14 protein-coding genes and 1 pseudogene are annotated in these 22,607 nt (G+C 40.4%); 2 read left to right on the plus strand and 13 right to left on the minus strand.

Annotated features, from left to right (window positions below; genetic code table 11):
- Positions 1–7: 7 nt before the first annotated feature.
- Positions 8–1,060 (minus strand): ornithine carbamoyltransferase, encoded by a 1,053-nt coding sequence (gene argF / locus IGI49_RS20225; RefSeq protein WP_429965774.1) that lies wholly within the window; start codon positions 1,058–1,060, stop codon positions 8–10.
- Between the two features lie 83 nt (positions 1,061–1,143).
- Between argF and IGI49_RS20230 the strand changes: the two genes are divergently transcribed.
- Entirely contained in the window at positions 1,144–1,920 is a 777-nt protein-coding gene (locus tag IGI49_RS20230; protein ID WP_429965773.1) for a MurR/RpiR family transcriptional regulator, read from the plus strand.
- Here the strand turns inward: IGI49_RS20230 and arcC are convergent.
- From arcC to IGI49_RS20255, 5 genes and pseudogenes are all read right to left on the minus strand, one after another.
- A pseudogene (gene arcC / locus IGI49_RS20235) lies at positions 1,898–2,829 on the minus strand (carbamate kinase). The gene IGI49_RS20230 and the pseudogene arcC sit on opposite strands and share 23 nt — an antisense overlap.
- Positions 2,830–2,841: 12 nt before the next feature.
- Positions 2,842–3,849 (minus strand): putrescine carbamoyltransferase, encoded by a 1,008-nt coding sequence (ptcA, locus tag IGI49_RS20240; RefSeq protein WP_429965772.1) that lies wholly within the window; start codon positions 3,847–3,849, stop codon positions 2,842–2,844.
- A 14-nt stretch (positions 3,850–3,863) separates the two neighbouring features.
- Complete coding sequence (aguA, locus tag IGI49_RS20245; RefSeq protein ID WP_429965771.1) at positions 3,864–4,958, minus strand: agmatine deiminase; 1,095 nt, start codon at positions 4,956–4,958, stop codon at positions 3,864–3,866.
- A 39-nt stretch (positions 4,959–4,997) separates the two neighbouring features.
- The gene (locus IGI49_RS20250; RefSeq protein WP_429965770.1) at positions 4,998–6,374 is read right to left on the minus strand and encodes an APC family permease; all 1,377 of its coding nucleotides are present in this window, start codon (positions 6,372–6,374) and stop codon (positions 4,998–5,000) included.
- 474 nt (positions 6,375–6,848) lie between these two features.
- The gene (locus IGI49_RS20255; protein WP_429965769.1) at positions 6,849–8,369 is read right to left on the minus strand and encodes a hypothetical protein; all 1,521 of its coding nucleotides are present in this window, start codon (positions 8,367–8,369) and stop codon (positions 6,849–6,851) included.
- 403 nt (positions 8,370–8,772) lie between these two features.
- Between IGI49_RS20255 and IGI49_RS20260 the strand changes: the two genes are divergently transcribed.
- The gene (locus IGI49_RS20260) at positions 8,773–9,348 is read left to right on the plus strand and encodes a hypothetical protein (protein WP_429965768.1); all 576 of its coding nucleotides are present in this window, start codon (positions 8,773–8,775) and stop codon (positions 9,346–9,348) included.
- A 100-nt stretch (positions 9,349–9,448) separates the two neighbouring features.
- Here IGI49_RS20260 and IGI49_RS20265 read toward each other — a convergent pair whose 3' ends face one another.
- The 7 genes from IGI49_RS20265 to IGI49_RS20295 all read right to left on the minus strand — a co-directional run bounded on the left by IGI49_RS20265 (position 9,449) and on the right by IGI49_RS20295 (position 22,395).
- A complete protein-coding gene (locus IGI49_RS20265) occupies positions 9,449–10,906 on the minus strand; it encodes an NAD-dependent succinate-semialdehyde dehydrogenase (RefSeq protein ID WP_429965767.1) in 1,458 nt (485 codons plus the stop codon).
- A 220-nt stretch (positions 10,907–11,126) separates the two neighbouring features.
- Entirely contained in the window at positions 11,127–12,695 is a 1,569-nt protein-coding gene (locus tag IGI49_RS20270) for a C39 family peptidase (RefSeq protein WP_429965766.1), read from the minus strand.
- Positions 12,696–12,851: 156 nt separating this feature from the next.
- Positions 12,852–14,888, minus strand: coding sequence for an ABC transporter permease (locus tag IGI49_RS20275; protein ID WP_429965765.1), 2,037 nt, complete (start codon positions 14,886–14,888; stop codon positions 12,852–12,854).
- Positions 14,881–15,645 (minus strand): ABC transporter ATP-binding protein, encoded by a 765-nt coding sequence (locus IGI49_RS20280; protein WP_429965764.1) that lies wholly within the window; start codon positions 15,643–15,645, stop codon positions 14,881–14,883. Before IGI49_RS20280 ends, IGI49_RS20275 begins: the two co-directional genes overlap by 8 nt.
- A gap of 88 nt (positions 15,646–15,733) precedes the next feature.
- Positions 15,734–16,747, minus strand: a complete 1,014-nt coding sequence (locus IGI49_RS20285) for a sensor histidine kinase (RefSeq protein WP_429965763.1) — start codon at positions 16,745–16,747, stop codon at positions 15,734–15,736.
- Positions 16,744–17,415 (minus strand): response regulator transcription factor, encoded by a 672-nt coding sequence (locus IGI49_RS20290; protein ID WP_429966087.1) that lies wholly within the window; start codon positions 17,413–17,415, stop codon positions 16,744–16,746. Before IGI49_RS20290 ends, IGI49_RS20285 begins: the two co-directional genes overlap by 4 nt.
- Positions 17,416–17,556: 141 nt before the next feature.
- Complete coding sequence (locus IGI49_RS20295; protein ID WP_429965762.1) at positions 17,557–22,395, minus strand: MSCRAMM family protein; 4,839 nt, start codon at positions 22,393–22,395, stop codon at positions 17,557–17,559.
- Positions 22,396–22,607: the final 212 nt, after the last annotated feature.

Below are 22,607 nucleotides of genomic sequence, written 5' to 3' on the forward strand. Positions count from 1 at the left end.
ACTCCTTTTAGTTGAGTCTTTGATCTAGAAAGGCACGCATTTTCCCTTCGTAATACGCCTTAGTCTGATCATCTGCCCGTTTCAATTGTGGATACAAATACCATGCCAGTAATCCCCGCTGAACATGCAAGCGGTTTTCTGCCTCCTGGAAGACCAATGAGCGTGTTGGATGATCTAGAACCTCACTAGTAATTTCCACTTCGCGATTAGCTGGCAAACAGTGCATAGCTTTACAATGATCGGGAGCCATTTCCAGCATTTCCATGTTTAATTGATAACGAGGATAAAAGGCTGCTGTTCGTTCCTCTTTTTCATCCTCATACCCATAATAGTACCAAACATCAGGAATAATAAAATCGGCTTTTTTTACAGCTTCTTCCACATTTTCAGTAACGGTCAGTGTTCCACCAGTTTTTTGCATTTTCTCCTCTACCTTTTTGATTTCTGCATCGCTGATAGAATACTGCTTTGGTGAAGCAATTGTATAATGCAAGCCTAATGACGCAGCCAAATGTGCATGTTCCATTGCCATGATACCGTTTTCGCCAGAATCGCCGACAAAAACTACTTCAACTTCCTCCAACGATTTACCTTTTGGCAGATGTTCCATCATGGTCAGTACATCAGCTAAGCCTTGCGTCGGATGAATGTAATAAGTCATAGCATTAAACACTGGAACAGAAGCGTATTTAGCCAAGGTTAATACCAGCTCATGATCCTCTGTCCGCAGCATAATTCCGTCACACATACTGGACAGAACCTGTGCAGTATCCTTAATGGCTTCATGAGACCCAAAATGAATCTCCCCTGGTTTTAAATAAAGACCATGTCCACCAAGTTCGGCCATAGCAGTCTCAAAAGAAACTCGGGTTCGGGTGGAAGGCTCTTCAAAAATCATCGCTAAGGTTGCTCCCTTTAATAATTGCGGCACTGCATTTTGATGGGCAGCTTCCTTTAGCTGAATGATCGTCGTTAAGATGTCCTGGATTTCCTCTTTGGCTAAATCATAATTATCTAAAAAATGCTTAATTGGATATGTTGGTGTATGTGATAGTTTCATTTGTTACCCCTCCAGTTTATTGTTGTAGGCAGTTTCGCCTCAAAAAGAACTACGCTATAATGAAATAGAAAGCGGGTGATCGGATGACAGCGACCAAAGATTTTTATTCAGCAGCGAATCAGCATTTTACGGAGCTCAATGATTCAGAAAAGCGTATCTTTAATTACATTCTGAAAAATTTTGATCAGATAAAATTCTACAGTATTCGCGAATTAGCCTTAAGATGCTACGTCTCCTCCACCACTATTTTTCGTTTTGCTAAAAAATTGGGCTTCAACGGATATAGTGATTTTATTGAAAGTTTGACCGTAGTACCCGAAGCTCCGCAAACGATTCCCCATTCGATTAAGCAAAAAGATTTTAAAGATGAATATTTAAAAAACATTGTTGAATCTGTTCGAGTCACTGACCAAACCAAAATTGAACAATTTAACCAGCTATTAGATTTGAATCCGGTACTTTACTTAATGGGTGAAGACCTTGATTTACAAGCCTTGCATTATGTTCATTGGTTGTTTACTGCACAAGGTTTTCGCGCAGTTTTGTTGCAGGATCAGGCTGCCGTTCAAAATGCATTGCGACATATTACTGACCAAGATATTTTCTTTGCCTTTGCCTATACTGGCGACAATAGTTCGATCGTCGAAGCGATTGAACGAGTGAGGCAAAATTCTCGTGCTACCATTGTCACCTTTACACGTGCCGTAACCAATGTTATTCAAAATTTGTGTGATATTGATTTTTACGTGTTCAGTGACGAAATTGGGCTGGATCACTTGGATCTCACTTCACGCATTTCCATGCTGGCTATTGTCGAGCTGATTTTCTATCATCGCTTCAATCGCACGCTTGACGAATGATAGTACCCGTTTCAGCTGAAATTGCTTGCGCCACCTGCTCCAAGTCGGCAATAATTGCGGTTTTCCCCGATTCGCTGGCCACAAACTCACAGGCTGCTTCTACCTTTGGCAGCATACTACCAGCAGGAAATTGTCCTTCTGCAACATATCGCTGCATTTCCTTTAGACTAACTTCTTTTAAAGCTTGCTGATTTTCTTTTCCAAAATGAATATAAACATAGTCCACCGCTGTCAAAATGATAAAGGTATCGGCATCGATTAAGGTGGCCATTTTGGAAGCCGCAAAGTCTTTATCAATTACGGCATCCACTCCTTCATAGCGATTCCCATGATAAACCACCGGAATCCCCCCCCACCACAGGCAATCACCACCTGATTAGCATCTACCAATGTTTTCAAACTCACTTTTTCATAAATATCTACCGGCTTAGGTGAAGAAACCACCCGCCGCCAGCCCCTGCCTGCATCCTCTTGATAGATTTCCCCAGTTTTAACCATCAACTCTTTGGCTTGCTCTTCAGAATAGTAGCTGCCAATCGGTTTTGTTGGTTTTTGAAAGGCTGGATCCTTGCCATCCACCACCACCTGAGTCAACATAGATATGACTGGAATATCATCTACGCTTCGGCTAACCAGTTCTTCGTCAATCGCCTGCTGCAAATGGTACCCAATATATCCCTGACTCATGGCAATACACTCTGCAAAAGGCATGACTGCTTCACTAATCATTGCTTCAAAGGCTAGTCGGATTTGACCAACTTGAGGCCCATTGCCATGAGCGATCACTACCTGATGCCCCGCTACAATCAAATCAGCAATTGAACGAGCTGCCAACTGTGCCCGTGATAATTGTTCATTAGCGGAATTTCCTAAAGCATTCCCCCCTAAAGCCACTACAATTTTTGCCATTTTATTTTTCGCCTATTCTAAGGTTTCTAAAAAACTATCCAGCTTCTCTTTAGCCGCCAGCTGTTCGTATTCTGTTCCAACATTTTGATACTTAGTTAAATACACTAGCAGTCCTCGCATTGCTGTTAAGCGGTTTTCCGCTTCGTCAAAGGCTAAGGAAATCGCTGAATCCAACACTTCATCCGTCACTTCTTCTCCACGGGTTGCTGGTAAACAATGTAAAAATTTTACTCCAAGGCTGCATTGCTCTAACAACTCACGATTCACTTGATACTTCGGCATGAAAATCTGATGCCGTTCTTCAGGCGACAATTCACTTTCATACAGACCGTACCATACATCTGTGTAAACAAAATCGGTACCTGGCAAAGCTTGCAATGGATCATCGGTAACCAGCCAGCTGCCGCCATTCTCTTGAACATTCTTTTCTAAAATTGCTCGGTAGTCAGCATTTAATTGATACCCCTCTGGACCATAATGAACAAAATGCATTCCAAGCTTAGTAGTTATAAAACCTAATGAAGCACAAACCTGTGTTGCGTCACCCACAAAGGTTACTTTGCAATCCTCTAAACGTTTCCCTTCTGGTAAATGTTCAACGATGGTACACAAATCGCTAATTTCCTGGGTTGGATGATTATAATCACTCATGGCATTCAGTACTGGAACACTCGAGGCTTTAGCTAAATCGACTACGGTTTGATGTTCAATCACCCGTGCCATCACCACATCAACTAAACGGGAAATAACTTTTCCTGTATCTTCAATCGTTTCATGTCCACCTAGCTGAATCATACCCGGTCCCAAATATTGCGCATGTCCACCCAGCTGTTCCATGGCTGTCTCAAAGGAAACACGGGTTCGAGTCGAACTTTGTTGGAAAATCATGCCTAAGGTTTTCCGTCGCATCAATGGCGGATAGTAGCCTTTTTTTACACAATCTTTGATTAAAAGTGATAAGTTGATGGTGTCCAATAATTCTTTTTTTGAAAAATCCTGTGTGTCGATAAAATGTTTCATAGTCTGCCTTCCTCCTATCCTTTTGGCTGCTGCTGAGTAATGCAGTGAATATTTCCGCCGCCGTAAACAATTTCCCGCGTTTGTACTCCGACAATTTCTCGATCTGGGAACATTTCCTGAATTTGCTTCAACGCTAATTCATCGTTAGGATCACCATACTGAGGTGCAATGATGGCACCATTGGTAATCAAGAAATTCATGTATGAAGTAATGCAAATATCCTCTGCATGTCTAGGAATACTGCCTGTCACTGAATCTACTTCATATTCAGCTCCATAAGTCACCGGATTCACTGTCGTACATAACTTATGAACCTTCAGCTTCCGACCTTTCGCATCGGTTTGATTGCTTAAAAATTGATAGGTTTCCTGTGCCACCTGATAAAAAGGATGATCCTTTTCTTCGGTATAAATACACGCAGCCTCACCTGGTCGAACGAAGCAGGCAACATCATCAATATGTCCATTGGTTTCATCAGGGTCAATACCATCTCTTACCCATAGGACTTTTTCAACGTTGAGATACTCTTGCAGCATATTTTCTATTTCTTCCCGATTTAAATGTGGATTACGACCTTCTGACAATAGACACATTTCCGTGACCATCACTGTTCCTTCGCCATCAACATGAATCGAACCACCCTCTAAAATAAATTCCGGGGTGTGATACGTATCCACATATTCAATTTCACAAACCTTCTGGGCAACTTTTTGGTCATAATGCCAAGGAAAATACAAACCATCTACTAAACCGCCCCAAGCATTAAAGTCCCAATCCACCGCGCGAACATCTCCTTGGTCGTTCACCACAAAGGTTGGCCCACAATCCCGCATCCAGGCATCGTCGGTGGTAACCTCCACTACTCGAATATCCTCTGACAAGCTGTTGCGGCAATGTTCAAATTGATTGGCCGATACACACATGGTCACCGGTACAAATTTAACAATTGCCTCAGCCACCGAAACAAATGCTTTTTGCGCATCCTTCCCGCCATTTTTCCAATTGTCAGGTCGTTCTGGCCAAATCATCCAAATTTGTTTGTGGGGTTCAAATTCTCCCGGCATACGGAAGTTGTCCTGTTTAGGTGTTGATGAAAGTCGCTTTGCCATGTAAAACACTCCTATTCTTTAGTTAAAATTTATTTTTGATTAGATATCCAAAATCTCCGTTTTAGCCGATTTCATAGCATAATGGATCAGCCATTCTCCACAACCAATTGAAAGCAGCAACCCTATTATTAAACTGGCTACGTATAAAAGCGGCTCCTCTCCCTCTGGTGGTAATAGAAAAGAGAAACTGCTGAAGATTAGAAAGAAACAATGTACCCCCGCCACTAGATAGGCCACTGGTTTACCAAAAGGTACTTTAAAAGGTCGTTCAATAGCAGGGTCAAGCCGACGTAGTTTTAAAAAGGTAAAGCTCATTACGATATAGGGTAAAAAGAAAATAATTGAAGTAAAAGCCAATAATGTCCAAAACAGGTTCTCACTAGTACTGGCAGTGACCCCGTAAAAAATCAGTAAAGCCGTTGAAACAATTCCTAATAAAATGGCCGAGCCGACGGGTGCATAGCTTTGATTGGTTTTCGCAAAAAATTTGGGTAGCTCTCCACCTTCTCCGGCTTCCAAAGCAACTTTATTTCCACCCAGTGCCCAGCCAAAAACATAGCCTAAAAAGCCAACAAAAGTTACCATACCAATCATGTTTACCAGCCATTTACTGCCAAACATGGCTACCACCGTATCGAACAAGCCGGAGGTTTCACTAATCGTCGAAATCGGCAAAACAACTAAAATAGCGGTAGCAGCTAATATATAAAAGAGAATCGTAAAAAAGCCGCTGAGAAAAACTGTTTTTGGAACATTTTTGCTCGGATTATCCATTTCTCCAGCTGAACAACTGATCAAATCAAATCCGGTTACGCTGTAAACATAAACTGGAATCAATGCCACAAAGCTTAAATTAAAGCTTGGTAAAAATGAATCGCTGGCAAAAGAATGGTTTACCCCTTGTGTAAAGGTGTAATACAGCCCCCCAACCAACAAGACCAAGGTCACTGCAATTTTGCTAATAGAGCTGATAATTGGCAGCCACTTGGCTTTTTGCAGATCAATACAATTGAAGAAAACGACAAACCAAACACACAAAATACAAATTCCGACAATCCCCCAGACTGAAAGATTCGGTAAAAACATTTCCTTGATAATTGAAACCATTACCACTGCAGTGGCAGGAATGAACCCTGCGACATTCAGCCAATACCACCAGGTCGTACGTGCTGCCCACTTATCCCCATAGGCTCGTTTTACCCAGACATAAATCCCCCCTTGATCTGGATAAGTAGAACCTAACTCGGCACAGATCAAACCATGGGACAAAAAGTACGTTAAACCGATAAATAAAAAATTGAAAATAAGTGAAGGCCCCAACTTTGCCTGTGAAGAAATTAGTTCCAGTGAAAACACCGAAGAGAAGGCTAAGGCTAAAATATCAAAGAAACCCAATTTCTTTTTTGCACCACCCATCTAATCACCTCTTTTCCTTTTTTGAAAGCGTTTGCTTTTCTTTCTTTTACTTTAGCATTGCCGAAAGTGCTCGTCTATTGTCTAGGCAGGGAATGTATCAACGAAACATTTTTTGGAGATCGTTACTTAATGAGTAACGTTGTAGTAACACCATTAAAAGTTGACTATAAAAGCTTTTTTTATTATCCGTTGTTATTCCACATATTTTTTTATAGCTGTTTCTTAGGTACAAAAACAAAAAGAGATACAGGATATCCTGCACCTCAGTAAGTGTATTAGAAAAATATTTTTATTCTTCTTCCTTTGAAGTAACTGCCAGTACCATAAAGGAGAGGGTTGCAATCAAATAAAAAATAAACGATTCCAGTCTGATTTTATCTTAACAATCGAACCAAGAATCGTTTATGTTTTTTGTGCTTTGTTGTAAAAGTAAACGCTTAATCTTCGCTGCCATTACTCAAAAACTATTTTTACTTAGCTTGTTCGTCTACTTAATGCCGCTTCAAGATTATCAAAACAATCATCCACTTGTTGTTGTGAGAGATTTTCGTCTGCAAGAACATTCCAAGCATCTCCCATTGCGTTATGATAAGCTGTGTAATCTTCACGAGGTCCAAAGTCTGCTGGCCCCAGCCCTTGAGACGAATCATATAATGCTTGAAGATCTGTCTTATCTGCTATTAAAATCAGATTATCTAATGCAACTTGTAGCTTATCCAATACTGGTTGTGTCGTTTCTTCTATTGGACGTTCACTATCGAGAATACCTTTCGCTGCATTTAAACAGTTATTTAGTTCGTTCCAAGAAGCTAACGTATAGTCGGCCGAATTCTTGGTCATACCTGTGTCATATAGTCTCTGTAATTGATCTAACAATGTCTGCGATGCATCTGCTTTTGCTGAATCTACCATTCCCTGCAACCTATTCAAGGCCTCATCAACTTCAGATTGAGAACTATTTAAATCATTCATTCTCATATACGCACCCGAATATGCTTCATGAAATAATAAATAGGTTGGTCGATCCTCATAATGGTGTGGTCCTATGCCTGTTGCACTTAGATGAAGATCTTTTAGCGCCTGGAACTTTGCACGTCCAACTAATTCATTAATCCTTTCATTCAGATCATTTAGACTGTCATTTACCTCTTTTTGGGTCGCATCTTCTCGAGCTTCAATGTCCTTGGCCGCATCTTTCGAAGCCATTAATTTATCCCAAGAAATTGGTGTATAGTCGTCTGCTTTTAAACCGTCTAGAGATTTTAAAGCATTCGTCAGTTTGTCTTTATTCACTTTGTTGTAATTAAAGACGATTTCCTTACTGGAAGTGATGTTTTTGATTTCTTGCCTACTACTCCCCACAAGCTCGTAGCCAGAGAAATTCTCGGCATTCGCAATATAGTTAAATCCTTCCTTAACTCTAGTAGTTGATTCTTTCAGTACTTTTGTCCCACTTTTATGAACAGTTTTTATATTGAAATAATCATTGGACCCGTGATGTGCATAGAAAGCGACTTTTTCGTCTTTCCAGCCAACTTGAATCAAATGCCTCTGCTCATTTAGATTAATTGTAAAATTATGGGCACCCGATTTAGTATTGGGGTTATATGCTCTGTAAACAGGAATTCCAATAGGCTTTTCTTTGTTGCTGGTATCAACTGATTTGAATGCTTCTCCTTCTTTGCGCCAGCCTGCTTTTTCCAAATGGTTATATTCATTTACGTCCATCGTATAATGGTGATCTCCGGCATTCGGATTATATAATCGGTAAACGATTATTCCGCTGCCAGGAGTTTCCCATGCTATTCCTTCATCATGCCAACCAACATTTACTAAAAGGTCTCTTTCACTTGAGTTCTGCGTATAGAAGTGTTCTCCGCTGTTGGGATTGTATACCCGAAATAGTGTCTGAGAAGCTGCCTGTGCCTCATTTGAAGTAAAAAATAGTGCCAGTCCAGAAAGAAAAAGTATACTCAGCAACAATTTTTTTCTCATAAAAAATCCTCCAATTTTTATAAGCGTTTACACTTAAAATAATATATGTTGTTTTTATTGTTGTCAACACATGGTTAAATATCCAATTTAATTAAATAAAATTAATTAAGTGGTAAATTATTCCACTATGAACTAGCTTATTTATAAAGAACATCAAAGAAACTACTTTATTGCGCATTTGAGCACATGTTCTTCAACTTCTTCAGCTAACTGTTGGTTATTTAAAAATCTTCTCATGCTAAAAAGAGTTTCTTAGAGACAGATACTCATTTAATCTGAAATTCTCCTACTCAAATCGCACGAAGCATAAAGTGAAATTTTTTAAAAAAATACATTTACAAAGATTTCTTTTGTGTTACAATTGGGTTACAAAAAAATTACTAAAAAGACAAGGAGTAGAAACATGAAAAAACTAGGAAAAGTAGGACTTATTATTGCGATGATTTTTGTATTGGCTGGGTGTCAAACAAAGCAGAAGGAAGAAGCAAAAAAAGCTGAGCCAAAGATAACTCAAACAAAGAAAAAAGCGAAAAAAACGACCACTACGTCAACTTCTGAAAGACAGCAAACGGATGATACAACACTTGTGCAACAAGCACCTGTTGGAAATGAACCCGCAGCAAACCCTGAGGCAGTAGGCAGCCAAGTAAACAATACCAATCCTGTAAACACACCACAGGAACAAACAGCAAGTCCTGCTCAACCAGTGCAGCCAGAAGAGATTGAAAAGCCTGGTGTTTATTCTCGTGAAGAGTGTATTCATATTGCACGGATGACTATTAGCATGAGCGGCGTTGATGCAACTCAATTTACTGAGGATCAATTATACAATTATTACGATCAGTGCGCACAGCTCGGTGCAGACTATAGCTACCTTTTGGGATTAGTCGCTCAAGATATTGGTGGTGATAAACAAGCCATGATTGAAAACTATCATCTGGTACATGGCTTGAATCCAGATGGAACAACACCGGAGTAAATCGATTTTTCTTTATAGGACTCTCGTTAAAAGCACCTTTATTTTGTAAAAGATAAAAGCTTCCTTATCCCGAATTTTTGGGATAAGGAAGCTTGATGAATTATTTTGCTGTTCGAATCGTTACAAATTTTACTACCACGTATTCTTCCACGCCATAGATTCCATTTTCGCGACCGAAGCCTGAGTGCTTGATTCCGCCGAATGGGGTAGCCGAATTAGAAATTTCTGTATCGTTTACACCTACCATGCCATATTCCAATTTATTGCTGACATTGTCAATGGTATGGATATTTGTAGCGAAGAAATAAGAAGCTAGACCAAATTCGCTGTCATTTGCATCCTCAATTACTTTTTCTTCGTCTTCAAATTCGATTAAAGGAATAACTGGTCCAAAGGTTTCTTTATAAAAAATATCCATTTCTTTGGTCACACCATCAAGAACAGTTGGTTCGAAGAAGAAGCCATTTGCATATTCGCCTTCATTCATTTCACTGCTGCCAACCAAAACCTTTGCTCCTTTGGCTGTCGCATCTTCCATTTGTTCGACAACCTTTTCGACACCTTCTTGATTAATCAGTGGTCCAGTCGTTGGATCATCCAATCCATTACCCACGGTCACCTCTTTAACCTTTTCAACGATCATCTTCGTCGCCTTCTCTTTAATATCTTTGTGAATAAAGATTCGATTTGGCGAAGTACATACTTGTCCGTTGTTGCCGAACTTAGTTTCAACTAATGTTTCAACTGCTAATTCTAGATCAGCATCTGGGAAAATAATAAATGGTGCATGTCCGCCTAATTCCATCGATACCTTTTTTAAGGTTGGTGCAGATTGCTCATTTAATGTTTTACCTACTTCAGTTGAGCCGGTAAACGTGATTTTCTTTACCGTATCTGATTCAGAAAGAATTTCGCCGATCGTAGCTGCATCTCCTAGCAAAATGTTAACTACACCTTCAGGAAATCCTGCCTTATCAAAAAGTTCCATTAAAGCTAAGGCTGAAAGTGGTGTATCCTCCGCTGGTTTAAGTACAACCGTACAACCAGCTGCGATTGCAGGAGAAATTTTTCGAACAATCATGTTTGACGGGAAGTTCCACGGTGTAATTGCACCAACTACTCCAACTGGCTGTTTGCGTACTTGCCATTGGTTGGTTGATGGTGAGGGGATAATTTCTCCCATTACTCGCTGACCTTCCGCTGCATTCCAACGCAAGTTCTCAACGTTGGTTTGAATTTCTCCTTTGGCTTGTGAAAGCGGCTTGCCTTGTTCCATCGTCATGATAGTTGCCAGACGTTCCGCATCCTCTTCCACTAAATCTGCCATTTTATTCATTAATTCAGCTCGTTTTGCTGGTGCCATAGCCGACCATTTAGGTAATGCAGCCTCCGCTGCTTCAATTGCTGTATTCGTTTCTTTTTCTCCGCCTTGATGAACCTCAATCAATGTTTCACCAGTTGCCGGATTAATAACAGGCCGTTTGTCTTCTGAGCCTTCGATCCATTTGCCATTAATATAGAGACGAGTTTCGACTTGTGGTAAATCTTTTTTTGCCATATGTCTAATTTCCTCCTTATTATTCGGTGCTTGGTACGTTAATCACCGTAACATGGATAAAATGAAAGCACAAAAATGATGCCTGTTATTGAATAAAAACTCGTTTCCTCTTAATAACTTATAAAAAAGTTTTTTTCTACTTGGTTAACGTTTAAGCGCCAAATCAAAAGCCAATCAAACAGATGAATTTCTGCTTAATTGGCTTTTGTGTACTTAGCTTTTAATTAATCCCGATGGCTCTTCCATCCCATTCGCGATTAAAATCTGCGACTGAAACCCAGGCAACCGCTCCCTTGTCATAGGCCATGTTTTTACCACCAGTACCCGCACCGGCATTAGCACTATAATACAACGGATCATGTACCAAGAATTTATTGTCTTTGTAACCAACAACTACCTTGCAATGGTTTCTGTTCGTGTCGTTTGGTTTTTGATAAGAAGAGTAGCCATAATAAAGTACAGGATTACCACCCATAATTCGGTCTACAATTGCTTGTGTATTCGTACCCGTAATGTTGGACACATTGTTATACCAGCGTTTCGCATAATTAGTCAGTGATCCTGGTGTAATGACCCAACCAAATCCAGCTCCAGTATAAACATTCCCCTGCTGTCCACCTTTATCACTAGGATACATTGGAAGATTATCTTGTACATATTTCAAATCAACATTTGCTCCTTTATAACGCAGCAGCATCGTCATGGCCGCACCGGCACAGCCCCATGGTGACATGACGGGGACGTATTGACTCACGTAAGGAACTGACAACACTCGTTCTACTGGAGCAATCGGTTGTGCTCCTCCTAGTGTATGCCAGGAAATCCCTTCATAACGCCAACCAGCACGAGTCAAAAAGTCTCGTTCATTGGCATCCATTGTATAATGATGAGCGCCTGCGCCTCGTGTATTCGGATTGTACACCCGATACATAGGCATCCCAGTCCAAGGTGTATGCCAGGCAATTCCCTCATACCGCCAACCGACTGATTTAAGATGATCTCGTTCAGCGCCATTTAAGGTAAAAAAGTGTTCGCCAGAATTCGGGTTATAAATCCGGAACAATTCTCTTCCAGATCCGAGTACCCGCATACTAATACCTTCGTAACGCCATCCTAGTCTTACTAAGAAATCTTTTTCGTTGCCGTTCATAGTATGCAGATGTTCACCCGAGTTCGGATTGTACACTCGATAAATCGGAATCGTCGCTTCTGCTTTTGGTGCTGCCGCTTGAGGAGCAGCTTTTACCGCTGGAGCCGCAGCAGGAGTTGTACTGTTTGTCGTTGCTTGAACAGCTGTTTTATCCGTACTGTCTTTGTTATCGGCCGGTTTATTTAAAGTTTCCTTATTAGTTTCTTCAACTGGTGCTTCTGCTTTTTCTTCTGTAGTATCAGGAACTGTTTCTGCAGATTCGTCCGTTGATGGGTCAACGGTTTGTTCCTGTTTATCTTCAGCTGGAAGAGACTCTTGTTCATTTTTTGGTGCTTCTTCAGTAGAGTCATCTGTAGTAGGCGTCTCTTCCGTTGGTTGTTCTATCACAGGTATTTCTGGCAGAACTGCTTCCTTGGAATCCTCTGCGACTGTTTCACCAGCACTTTCCTGAGAGTCAACAGTCGTTGGTGCATCAGTGGGCGGTGTTTCTACCACTGTCTCTACTGTCGTTGCTTCTGCTGCATGAACTGTTTGTTCCTGAACAGCTAAACCGCCAACCCCTAAAAGTCCCAGAAATACAATAGGTGCTACTAACCAGGTTTTTCCCTTTTTGTACATTTTAAACCGCTTCTTTTCCATAATAACCTCCTTGTTTTTTAACAAAATAAACACCCTAAAACTATTATACATTATAATGTGGGTTTCTATTAAAAAACAAATGGCAATTAGCGGGATTGTTTATAAATAGCCGCTGTTTTTGAAAGGAAAACCTAATCGAGAACGATACAAAGACGGTTACCTGTGCTTTTCAATATTTCTCGTAAACCCGATATAAGTAACTAGGAAGTAGGCCAAGTAAATGATTAAGAAAACCAGCAATGCCAAGCCATAAAATCTAACGGGCGTTCCCTGAACACCTGTGTAATAAACGAAACGTTCACCAGCAAACATGCCAATAAAAATACTTAGAATTATCGAAATCAGCAGTGGACACAAGTAATAAATACTTAGCTGCTTTAACACCACTTTTTCCGTTTCTTTTTTGTTTAATCCTAACTGGCGTAAAATATCGTAACGTTTTTTGTGCTTGGTAGAATCACTTAATTGCTGAACTGCCAAGATGGTCAAGGCCGCACATAGGAAGACGATCCCTAAATACGCCAACATGAAACAGATTGATACAATCACAAAACTGGCTTCCTTTTTGATATTGTCTCTAACGATTGTTGTCCCGGACATCGTTAAAATCTGATCACTGCCATTGCCATACCCCATAGCATAAAGATCCCCATATTGATCCGTTTCAATGAAATTCTTATCTAAGGTTTCCAAATTCTTCTGCAAATTCGCTGGTGCCTCATCAGTAAGATTGGCAATCAGTACCCCGTAATAAGGCGTCATTTGGTCAGCTACTTGATCTGGTACCACCAGGATGTAGTCTGCCCCATTCATTCCGTTCTGAGCAAAAGGTTCCATATTGGTATCCTGCAGTGATAAAGTTTTGTGATTAGCAGTAACAGTAACCGCCTCTTTTACCAACTGCCATTGTTTTTCTAATCGGCGTTTGCCATGTAAAATATAATTTCCCGATTTCAGACGAACTTGGCTGTAACCAGCTTGCTTTCTTAGGTGATTGTAGTCACTAAGTCGCATAAAAGTATCTTCGCCAAAATAGGTGCCATCAGTCCAGCGACCGTCGATTTTTTCCCCCTTTTGCGTTCCATCAACATGCTGATACAGATAGTCGTTCATCGTTGTCGTCCCATCACGGTAAATCTGGTATTGATAAAGTTCTTTAATGGAAGCTTTTTTTTCAATAGTAGCCCTCTCTTTAGTAAATGCATAATTAGGATCGGAGTTAGCTATAGAAATGTCAAAGGGCTGCTCCAAGGTTACTTGGTTCTGTTGATAATCTGCAAACATCATTACTACCATCCACGTTAGTAATGCCCCGGTGAATAAAATCGTCAAAGTTCCCATGGTAACACGCATTGTTTTAATTTTTGATGACAGCTGCCGCAGGACAAACAGAGTATCTTGTTTATAAATCAACGGCGATTTCTTCTGAATGAAGCGAATAAAGAAAGCCGATAAGCCAAAATACAATAAATAAATGGCGAGAACTAAGCCCAGCGAATAGAACACGCTGCTGTTTAAAGGCATATTCGAAGTTAATATCAGGACATTGAAGACACAAATGTATATCAGTGAAAGAAAGACCAAAATGCCTTTACGCGTATTTTTCTCGTGAACAATTTTCTCATTTTGCTGATCCGCATGCAGCAGCTGACGGATGCTCATCTTTTTGATTTTTCGTCGAACGTTTTTCATTGCTAGTAAATAAGCCAATGCTTGAATGCCAAAGGTCAGCAAAAGATACCAAGGATTAAAATCTGGAGAAATCTTGTACTCCGCATCCAAAATAGAATAAAAAATGTTTACAAATAACAGCTGAAACAAATACCCAGGGATAATTCCTAAAATAATCGACAGAAAACCTAGCAGATAGTTTTCTCTCCGAAAAAGTTTGATTATTTCCTTTTTAGTCATTCCCAGCAACAAATAGGTGCCGAATTCCTTACTGCGTTTTTCCAGCATGAAGTTAACAATATAGCGAACCAGCCACATGACAATTCCAATAATGAAAAAGGAAGCAGTACCAATCATGACGCCAAAAACTGTCATATCAGCATACAAAGCTCGCATATCTTTGGAGAAAATCATACCGTGAAAGGCAAACATCAGACTGGAAATAATCGTCATGGTACCCACGTAAATCATATAATCCTTGGCAGAACGCTTAGTATTGCGCCAAATGAGGGTATTAAACATTGCCCCCACCTCCGCCAAACACTGACAGCACATCTAAAATATCATTCAAAAACTCCCGGCGGCTTTTGGTGCCACGGATTAATTCATGAAAAATCTGACCATCCTTTAAGAATAAAATTCGTTTGCAATAACTGGCGGAAAAAGCATCGTGAGTCACCATCAAAATTGTTGAATGAAGATTTTCATTCATAGTTACGAAGGTCTCCAGCAAGGTTTGGGCCGATTTCGAATCCAAGGCCCCCGTTGGTTCATCTGCCATAATAACTAGCGGTTGGTTGGCAATTGCCCGGGCACAGGCACAGCGCTGTTTTTGGCCACCGGAAACTTCATAGGGAAATTTATCCCCAATCGTGTCAATACCCAGCTGCTGCAACAAACGCTTCACCCTTTTTTGAATATCTTTGGCCGGGCGGCTTTGTAGACTCATCGCCAGCATAATATTTTCTTCAATTGTTAAGGTATCCAGCAGATTAAAATCCTGAAAAACAAAGCCTAGATTTTCCTTACGAAAGGTCGCTACCTGTTCCTCATTTAAGGTGCTAATGTCGCTGTCGCGAAAATAAATATGGCCTGCTGTCACGGTATCGATAGTGGAAAGGACATTCAATAGCGTGCTTTTCCCGGAACCGGAAGCCCCCATTATGCCAGTAAATTCTCCTTCATTTACGGCGAAGCTCACGTTGTCCAGTGCTTTTGTGACATTGTTTTTAGACCCATAATATTTTTCTATTTTTTCAACTTTTATCAGTGTGTTCATTTTTCGCTCTCCAATCTATATCCTGTGTTGTTAAGTTCAGTTTATAGATTTTCTTAGTTAGTTAATATAGAACTAGCTGTAGTGAAGATTACAGTTTTGAAAGATAAGTATTTTTAGGGAAGCTTAAGGTAACAATAGTATACGCTCCTTCTTTAGAGTCGATTTCTAAGCCCAGCTCCAGTTTTTTACAGAGTTTTTGGCACAAATACAAACCGATACCAGTGGTTTTTTCCCGCTTACGGCCGTTTGTTCCAGTGAATCCCTTGTCAAATACTCTTCTTAGCTCTGTCTCAGGGATTCCGATGCCATTATCCTTTAAAGAAAGTCGAGTTGCGTGATCCGTTTCTTCTATTATAAAGGCGATTGCACCTGATCCATCTTTTTTGTATTTCAGTGCATTAGTAACCAGCTGGCCTAAGATAAAGGCTACCCATTTCTCATCAGTTTGAACGAAGACCGAATTTACTAAAGGGTCTACAGTCATTTGATGTTGAATCAGCAAGTATTTGCTTTTCCCCAAAACTTGCAGTACCACTTGACGTAGATCCGTTTCCTTAATAGCATAATCCTTATAGACCTCTTCAGAACGAGCATAGAAAAGGGCCTGCTCAACCATTTCGTCCATTTCAGTTAAATAAATTTCTAGTTTGCGGCGCAATTCATTGGTTTGATTGTGAGCCGTTAAACGCATCCCGGTAATCGGCAGCTTTACCTCATGAATCCATCCTTCAATAAATTCTCGATAATCCTGCTGTTCTTCCTCTATTGCCTGAATTTTTTCAATTACAGCCTTATTAGATTGACGCAAAATCTGCTGATACAATTGATCCTCCAAGCGCCAGCTTTGACCCATGAACTCTTGAATCAAATACGGTTTTTCCAAATTATACAAAGTGTTAATAATATCTTGAAAATACCTTCTCCGCTGATGATAACTGATAACTAGCCAAACAATTAAAATTGTCAGCCAAAAGCAGGTAATTAAGCCACAAGTCAGCCCGCTGTTGCCGATTGCCAGCAAATACAGCAGCAATAGAAACAGACTGATCCCATTTAACAGCAAAATAAGCAGCTTATCTCTCAAAAAGTTTGCAATTGTCATTCTCTGCTCCTTAATTTGTACCCGGCACCTCGTTTAGTTTCAATAAAGTTAATCACATCAATCTCGGACAGGCGTCCACGAATACGATTGACAGTGACGCTTAAGGCGTTGTCATCGATGAACACTTCGTTATCCCATAAATATTCAATTAAATCTAAGCGCGGGACTACTTCCTCCTTATGTAAAAACAAATAATGCAGCAGCTTGCATTCATTCTTAGAGAGCTCTACAGTTCTAGTCCCTGCTTGTAGTTTGTAGGATCGGATGTCCAGCCGTACCCCGTTATGCTCCAAAACTGACTCCTCAGGCAATTTTGTCCGACCCGTCCGCTTCAAAACAGCCGAAATCCGCGCCAGTAAAACCGATGGATGATAAGGCTTGGCAATAAAGTCATCGCCGCCCATTAAAATACTATTGGTTTCAGTCATCGCATTGCTGTCACTGGTCAAGAAAATAATCGGCACCTCCATAGTACGACGGATTTCTCCACACAAAGCCTGACCATCCTGTTCCGGCAAATGAATATCTAACAAAATTAGATCTGGTGCTAACTGCTGAACCTGCAGAGCAACAGCTTCAAATTTTTCAATAGCAACCACTTCGTACAGTGAATTCCGCAGCAAAGCAGCCAGTTCTTCTCGGATTTTAGGTTCGTCCTCAATAATCATGATTTTCAATCGGTATCCCTCATTTCTCGGCAGCCATTATCTTTTATTCTATGATAGCATTGGCTTTTGGAAATGAACATCCTTTTCCAGAATCAGCCAAAAAGAACCATCCAGCAAAAAAGTGCTGGATGGTTCTAGGGTTTAATGACGTTTTCTTCTTACGTAAACTACTCCAACTACAATTATCAATAGAGCTCCGATAATTAATAGAATTGGTGCATTTTGACTCCCTGTTTTAGGAAGATAGGTGCGGTTCAAGCGCTGAGTACTTTGGGTACTTTGCGTACTGCCGCCAGAGGTTGTTGGAAGCTTTGTTTCTGTTTCTTCCTTCGTATTTTTCTTCGTTAATGTCAGTGATTCTTTTTCATCTTTGACTTCGAAGGTTACTGGCGTATTGTCTAATACGTATCCTGCTGGAGCTTGTGTTTCTACCAGCTGATATTTACCCGGTGCTAAGTCCTCCAGCACGAAGGTTCCGGCTTCATTAGTAGTCAGATTCTTTTGCAAAGTTTTTCCTTTGTCATCCTGCAGCTCAAAATCGGCTTTGGCCAGGCGTTCAGAGGTTTGACTATCTATCTTGTTCAGAACAACCGTGTTAGGCAGAAGCTTATTGGTTTTCTTGACTTGGACTTCATCTTTTCCTTTAATCGTAAAGGTTACTGGCGCAGCATCTAGTTTATAACCATCCGGTGCTTTAGTTTCGATGAACTGATAATCTCCTTCTGGTAATTCCTTGACTGCTAAGCGTCCGTTGTCATCTGTTGTCATTTTATCAACCATGGTTTTTCCCTTAGTTGACTTCAAGGTAAATTCTGCTCCCGGTAAAGCTGCTCCCGTCACATCGTCTACTTTTTCTAAAAGAACACTGCCTTCTATTCGCTTATTCGTTTTCACCAGCTCAATTGCTTTCGCTTCAGTAGTCACTGTAAATTTGACTGGTGTCTGGTCGGCTTCATATCCGGTTGGTGCCTGGGTTTCTACTAGCTGGTAGTCCCCTGCTGTAAGATTTTCAAGCGATAATTTGCCTGATTCATCGGTTGCTAAATCTGATTTAAGCTGTTTCCCTTGTCCGTCTTGCAATTCGAAAACGGCTCCGGATAATGCTTCGCCAGTTTTGGCATCCGTTTTAGTTAATACAGCTGATCCTAGTTTAGCTGGTTCTGCCTTGTTAATCATCTGAACTTCAGCAGCTTTTGCTTGAGCTTTAGTGATAGTAAACTCAACCGGCGTTGCATCGAGTTCATATCCTGTTGGTGCTTGGGTTTCCACTAGTTGATAATCTCCCGGCGCCAAATCCTTAATTGTTAATTTGCCGTTCCCATCGGTAGCCAGATTCGATTGCATCTCGGTTCCGTCACTGGAGTTCAACTGAAAGATTGCACCTTTCAGCATTTGATCCTGTTGTTCATTTGTCTTGGTTAAAACAACGGAACCTGTAGACAGAGTATTGGTTTTCTTCAAATTAACTACTTGCCCCTGCCGTTCAGTAATAGTAAATTTAACCGGTGTTGCGTCTAGCTGATACCCTTCTGGTGCCTGGGTTTCTACTAGCTGGTAATCCCCTTTTGTTAAACCAGTGATGACAATGCTTCCATCGATATCCGTCGTATATTCGTTGTCGTCTGCTGCTGTTCCATCTGCTTTTTGCAGCTGGAAGACTGCATTTTTTAACGGATCTTTGGTTAACTGGTCAGTTTTAACTAATTCAACACTATTAGGAACCGTTTTAGTATTAGTAACTTTAATAGGTTCCATATTCTCGGTTAGGTTAATCAATTTGCCGGTGGCATACTCGGCATTGATTTCATAACCATTTGGTGCCTTGCTTTCCTTCAGAAGGTACTCTCCTAATGGTAACCCAGTGAAAGTAACTTTCCCATCCACATTGGTGTCGGCCTTCAAGCCGGTTTCATTGCCGTCAGCTGTCAGGATTTCAAAGGTAGCTCCTTCTAATACTTTGGATTCATCCTCTTTATCTACTTTTATAACGGATAAATCGGCTGTTTTCACCACACCAGAACCGCTGCCGCTAGTAAAGTTTAGATTTACATTGGCACTGGACTGACGATAGTAAATATTCAATCCGCCATAGCTTGCAGAATCCACCTGAGATTGGTTTTTCACCAAGCCCGGGAATTCGCTAATCGTATTGTAGGTAACTTTGATGTTATTTTCAGCTTTGTAATCAGAGAACGTCAGCTTGAAGGAGTTATCTCCAAAGGTTAGACGGTAATGATCAGTACTAATTTTTTCACCAGTTGACGCGTCTGTAACAACAAAGGAAGTCGGATCATAGGCTGCATTGGTGGTTCCTTGCGTTAAGGTATCAGAAATCACCGGATCTTCCACTGACATATTGGAAGAAATATTTCTCGTTTGCAGTGTCCAGTTAGCGACATTCTCCTTAGTTGGATCCTTAGCCGCTGATTTCTGCAGAGCATAATCATAATTGCTAGCATAGACAGTGTACTGATAATCCACCGGTGTTTGCGAATCATACGTCACTTCGGCCTTATTATCTAAACGTTGATAAACATACCAGTCTCGTTTCACACGGGTTTTGTATTTTACATACACCCGTTTTTCTCCAAGCTTGGCAAATTCCAAATTGACTTGATTATTCTCAGTATCAATTTTGGTTGGGTAAGCGTCATCGCCTTCTGGTACTAAGTTGTAATCATAACGCAAATAGTTTTGAATGTTGGTCAGCATTGATTCACTGGTCACTTCTTCAAAGCGTAGAGAGCCTGGTACCAGCTCAGTGCCAGCTGGCAAAGTATCTGCCATTTTGGTCATGTTGAACTTGGTTCCTTTCGAGTTCAACAAAACCAGCCAGTCTTGATACAAATACTGATCATCCATTGTAGAAGCTCGGCCTAGTTTAGCACCGCCAGTGTAATAAGGATCGGTAAAGACGCCTTTAGCTTCATACTCGATCACGCCTGGTGTATCTCCATAATTTAATGTTGCTTTATTTTTAATATCTGTACGCTGATCTGAGGTTTCCAGTTTCGTCTTAATTGTAATGACTAAGGTATCATCCAGTTGCTGATAATCTCCCAAGAAATCAATTCGAACGCCGCCGTTGAAGCTGTCTGGTGCCCCATTCACATTCGGTTGTACACCGGCTGGAGAACCATTCTCATCAAACCCTGTCAGCTTGTAATCCACGTTTTCGGTTAAAGGAACAAATTCCGTATCAGAAACTTTTTTCTTCACCGTTAAATCAGTATAGGACTTAACTGCCCCAATAAAGTAATCGTGAACTACCGGATTCTTCATGCGATATTTTTCGGCATTGATCGTAATTGTCCATTCCATTGTACGATTGAAAACATCAATTGTTCCAGATTCTTTGGATAATAAATTAGGAATTAGACTAACCTGTGCTTCTTTGTTAACTGTTCCATTAGAGATTTTGTTCTTGATCACTCGTTCTGTCGGATCGGTGATCTTCGTAGAATATCTGACAATATATGCCTGAGTAGTATTCGCTTTCGGTTGCAGGGTTAACGACCCATCTGTCTTAGAAACGACCGATAGCTCATTAGTACCGTCCCCTTGAGTGTTGACCTCGTAATCATTGCCGCCATTATAGGTGAAGCCTACCTTTTCAACAGATAAGGAGCCTGGTACAAATTCGACCCCTTGGTCAGCTAAGTTAGTTGTTAACTGAGAGGCAGTGGTCAATGGCTGCTCGTTGAAGTTGTACTTAATTTCCCAATCAATGTTGCCGGTATCCTTGTTGATAGTTCCCTTTGCCTCCAGTGGCTGCAAGGTTACAAAGCTCTTGCTTGCTGAAGAAGAACTGATATTGGTGGTATCTTCATAGGTATACCCATACGCATATAAATAGTTATACTCGGCGCCAGCAATGGATTCGTCCACGTAATTCTTACCATCTACACCAGTAACAATTGATTCAACAAAAACTGCCTTCTTATTCATTGGTTTCGTCAGTTGAATTTCCGCGGCAACCTGATTGGTACCCGCATTTTTTAACGATACCTTGTAGTCGCTGTCAACTGTCAGCAAAGTTTTTTCTCCAACCAAGGCACCGTTGAAATCCACGTCGCTGGTATATACCTTAATGGAATCAAAAGAAAGTTTACTAGTATAATTGTACGCTTCCACTCGAAACATTCGATTATCTTTATTGGTTCGATCTAAATTAAAAGCAGAATTGATTTGAACAGATTTAGGATTCAAATCGTCCATGGCTACTGCTGTAGTATTTTTCCCAGTATCTACACTAGAGGTCATTTCTAAATTGAAAATAGTTTGTGTAGGTGTTGTGTCAAATACGACTTTTTGTGTCTCTTCATCAATGCCGTTAACTTTCTCAAGAGAAGTCGTCAAGGTTAATTCATATTCTTCCGCTGCGACATTATCCTCTAAAAAGGTAATAGTTAATTCTTTTGTAGCAGCATTGATTTTCCAGTTTGCTGATGTCATAGGACTGAAATCACCGGATAAATCCTTGGCGATGGCAATCTGTTGAGGTAATTGGGTCGCAAAGGTATCCCCAGCCTGATAATTCTTATTAGCAAACGAGAACTTCAAGTTTAGTTTAATCCCTGACATGTTAGGCAATGTATCTGATGGTTGAACCTCATCGCCATTAATTTTATAAAGCTTCGCAGACGTAAAGATATTATCCGTAATGGCTGTCCGTAATGTTTTAGTTGCAGCAGCAGGTGCTTTCTCTTTAGCTGCAGATATCGACGGTTCTGTCGTATCTGTGCTGCTTTCTTTGGTTAAACTGCTACTTTCATTATTTACACTGCTGCTCGCTGCTATACTCCCCTGACTGCTGACAGTCGTAGAAGCAGTTGTTGTCTCTGTCGATTTCGTTACTTCAGAAACCTGCGAGTCCTTTGTTCCAGATTCGTCTGTTCCCTGTGCATAAGTGAACGTTGGAACAATGACTTGTAAAATTAACAAAACTGTTAAACTTATAGCTATAAATTTTCTTTTCACTTCCCCACACCTTTCTAACTCTATGTATATTATATTTAACAATAAAATAACTTTTTTGTTCGCTGATTAACATGTTTTATTATCATTTACTAATTTAGCGATTCTTTTTCTATGTATAAAAAATAAATAAAAAACCACAATTTTCAACCGATAAAAGTTATATGCAAGTATCATACTTTGATTTCCCCTTTTTTTATGAGTTTCATCTCTAA

The sequence above is a fragment of the Enterococcus sp. AZ071 genome, from assembly GCF_050499065.1.
Taxonomy (GTDB): Bacteria; Bacillota; Bacilli; order Lactobacillales; family Enterococcaceae; genus Enterococcus_A; species Enterococcus_A ferrettii.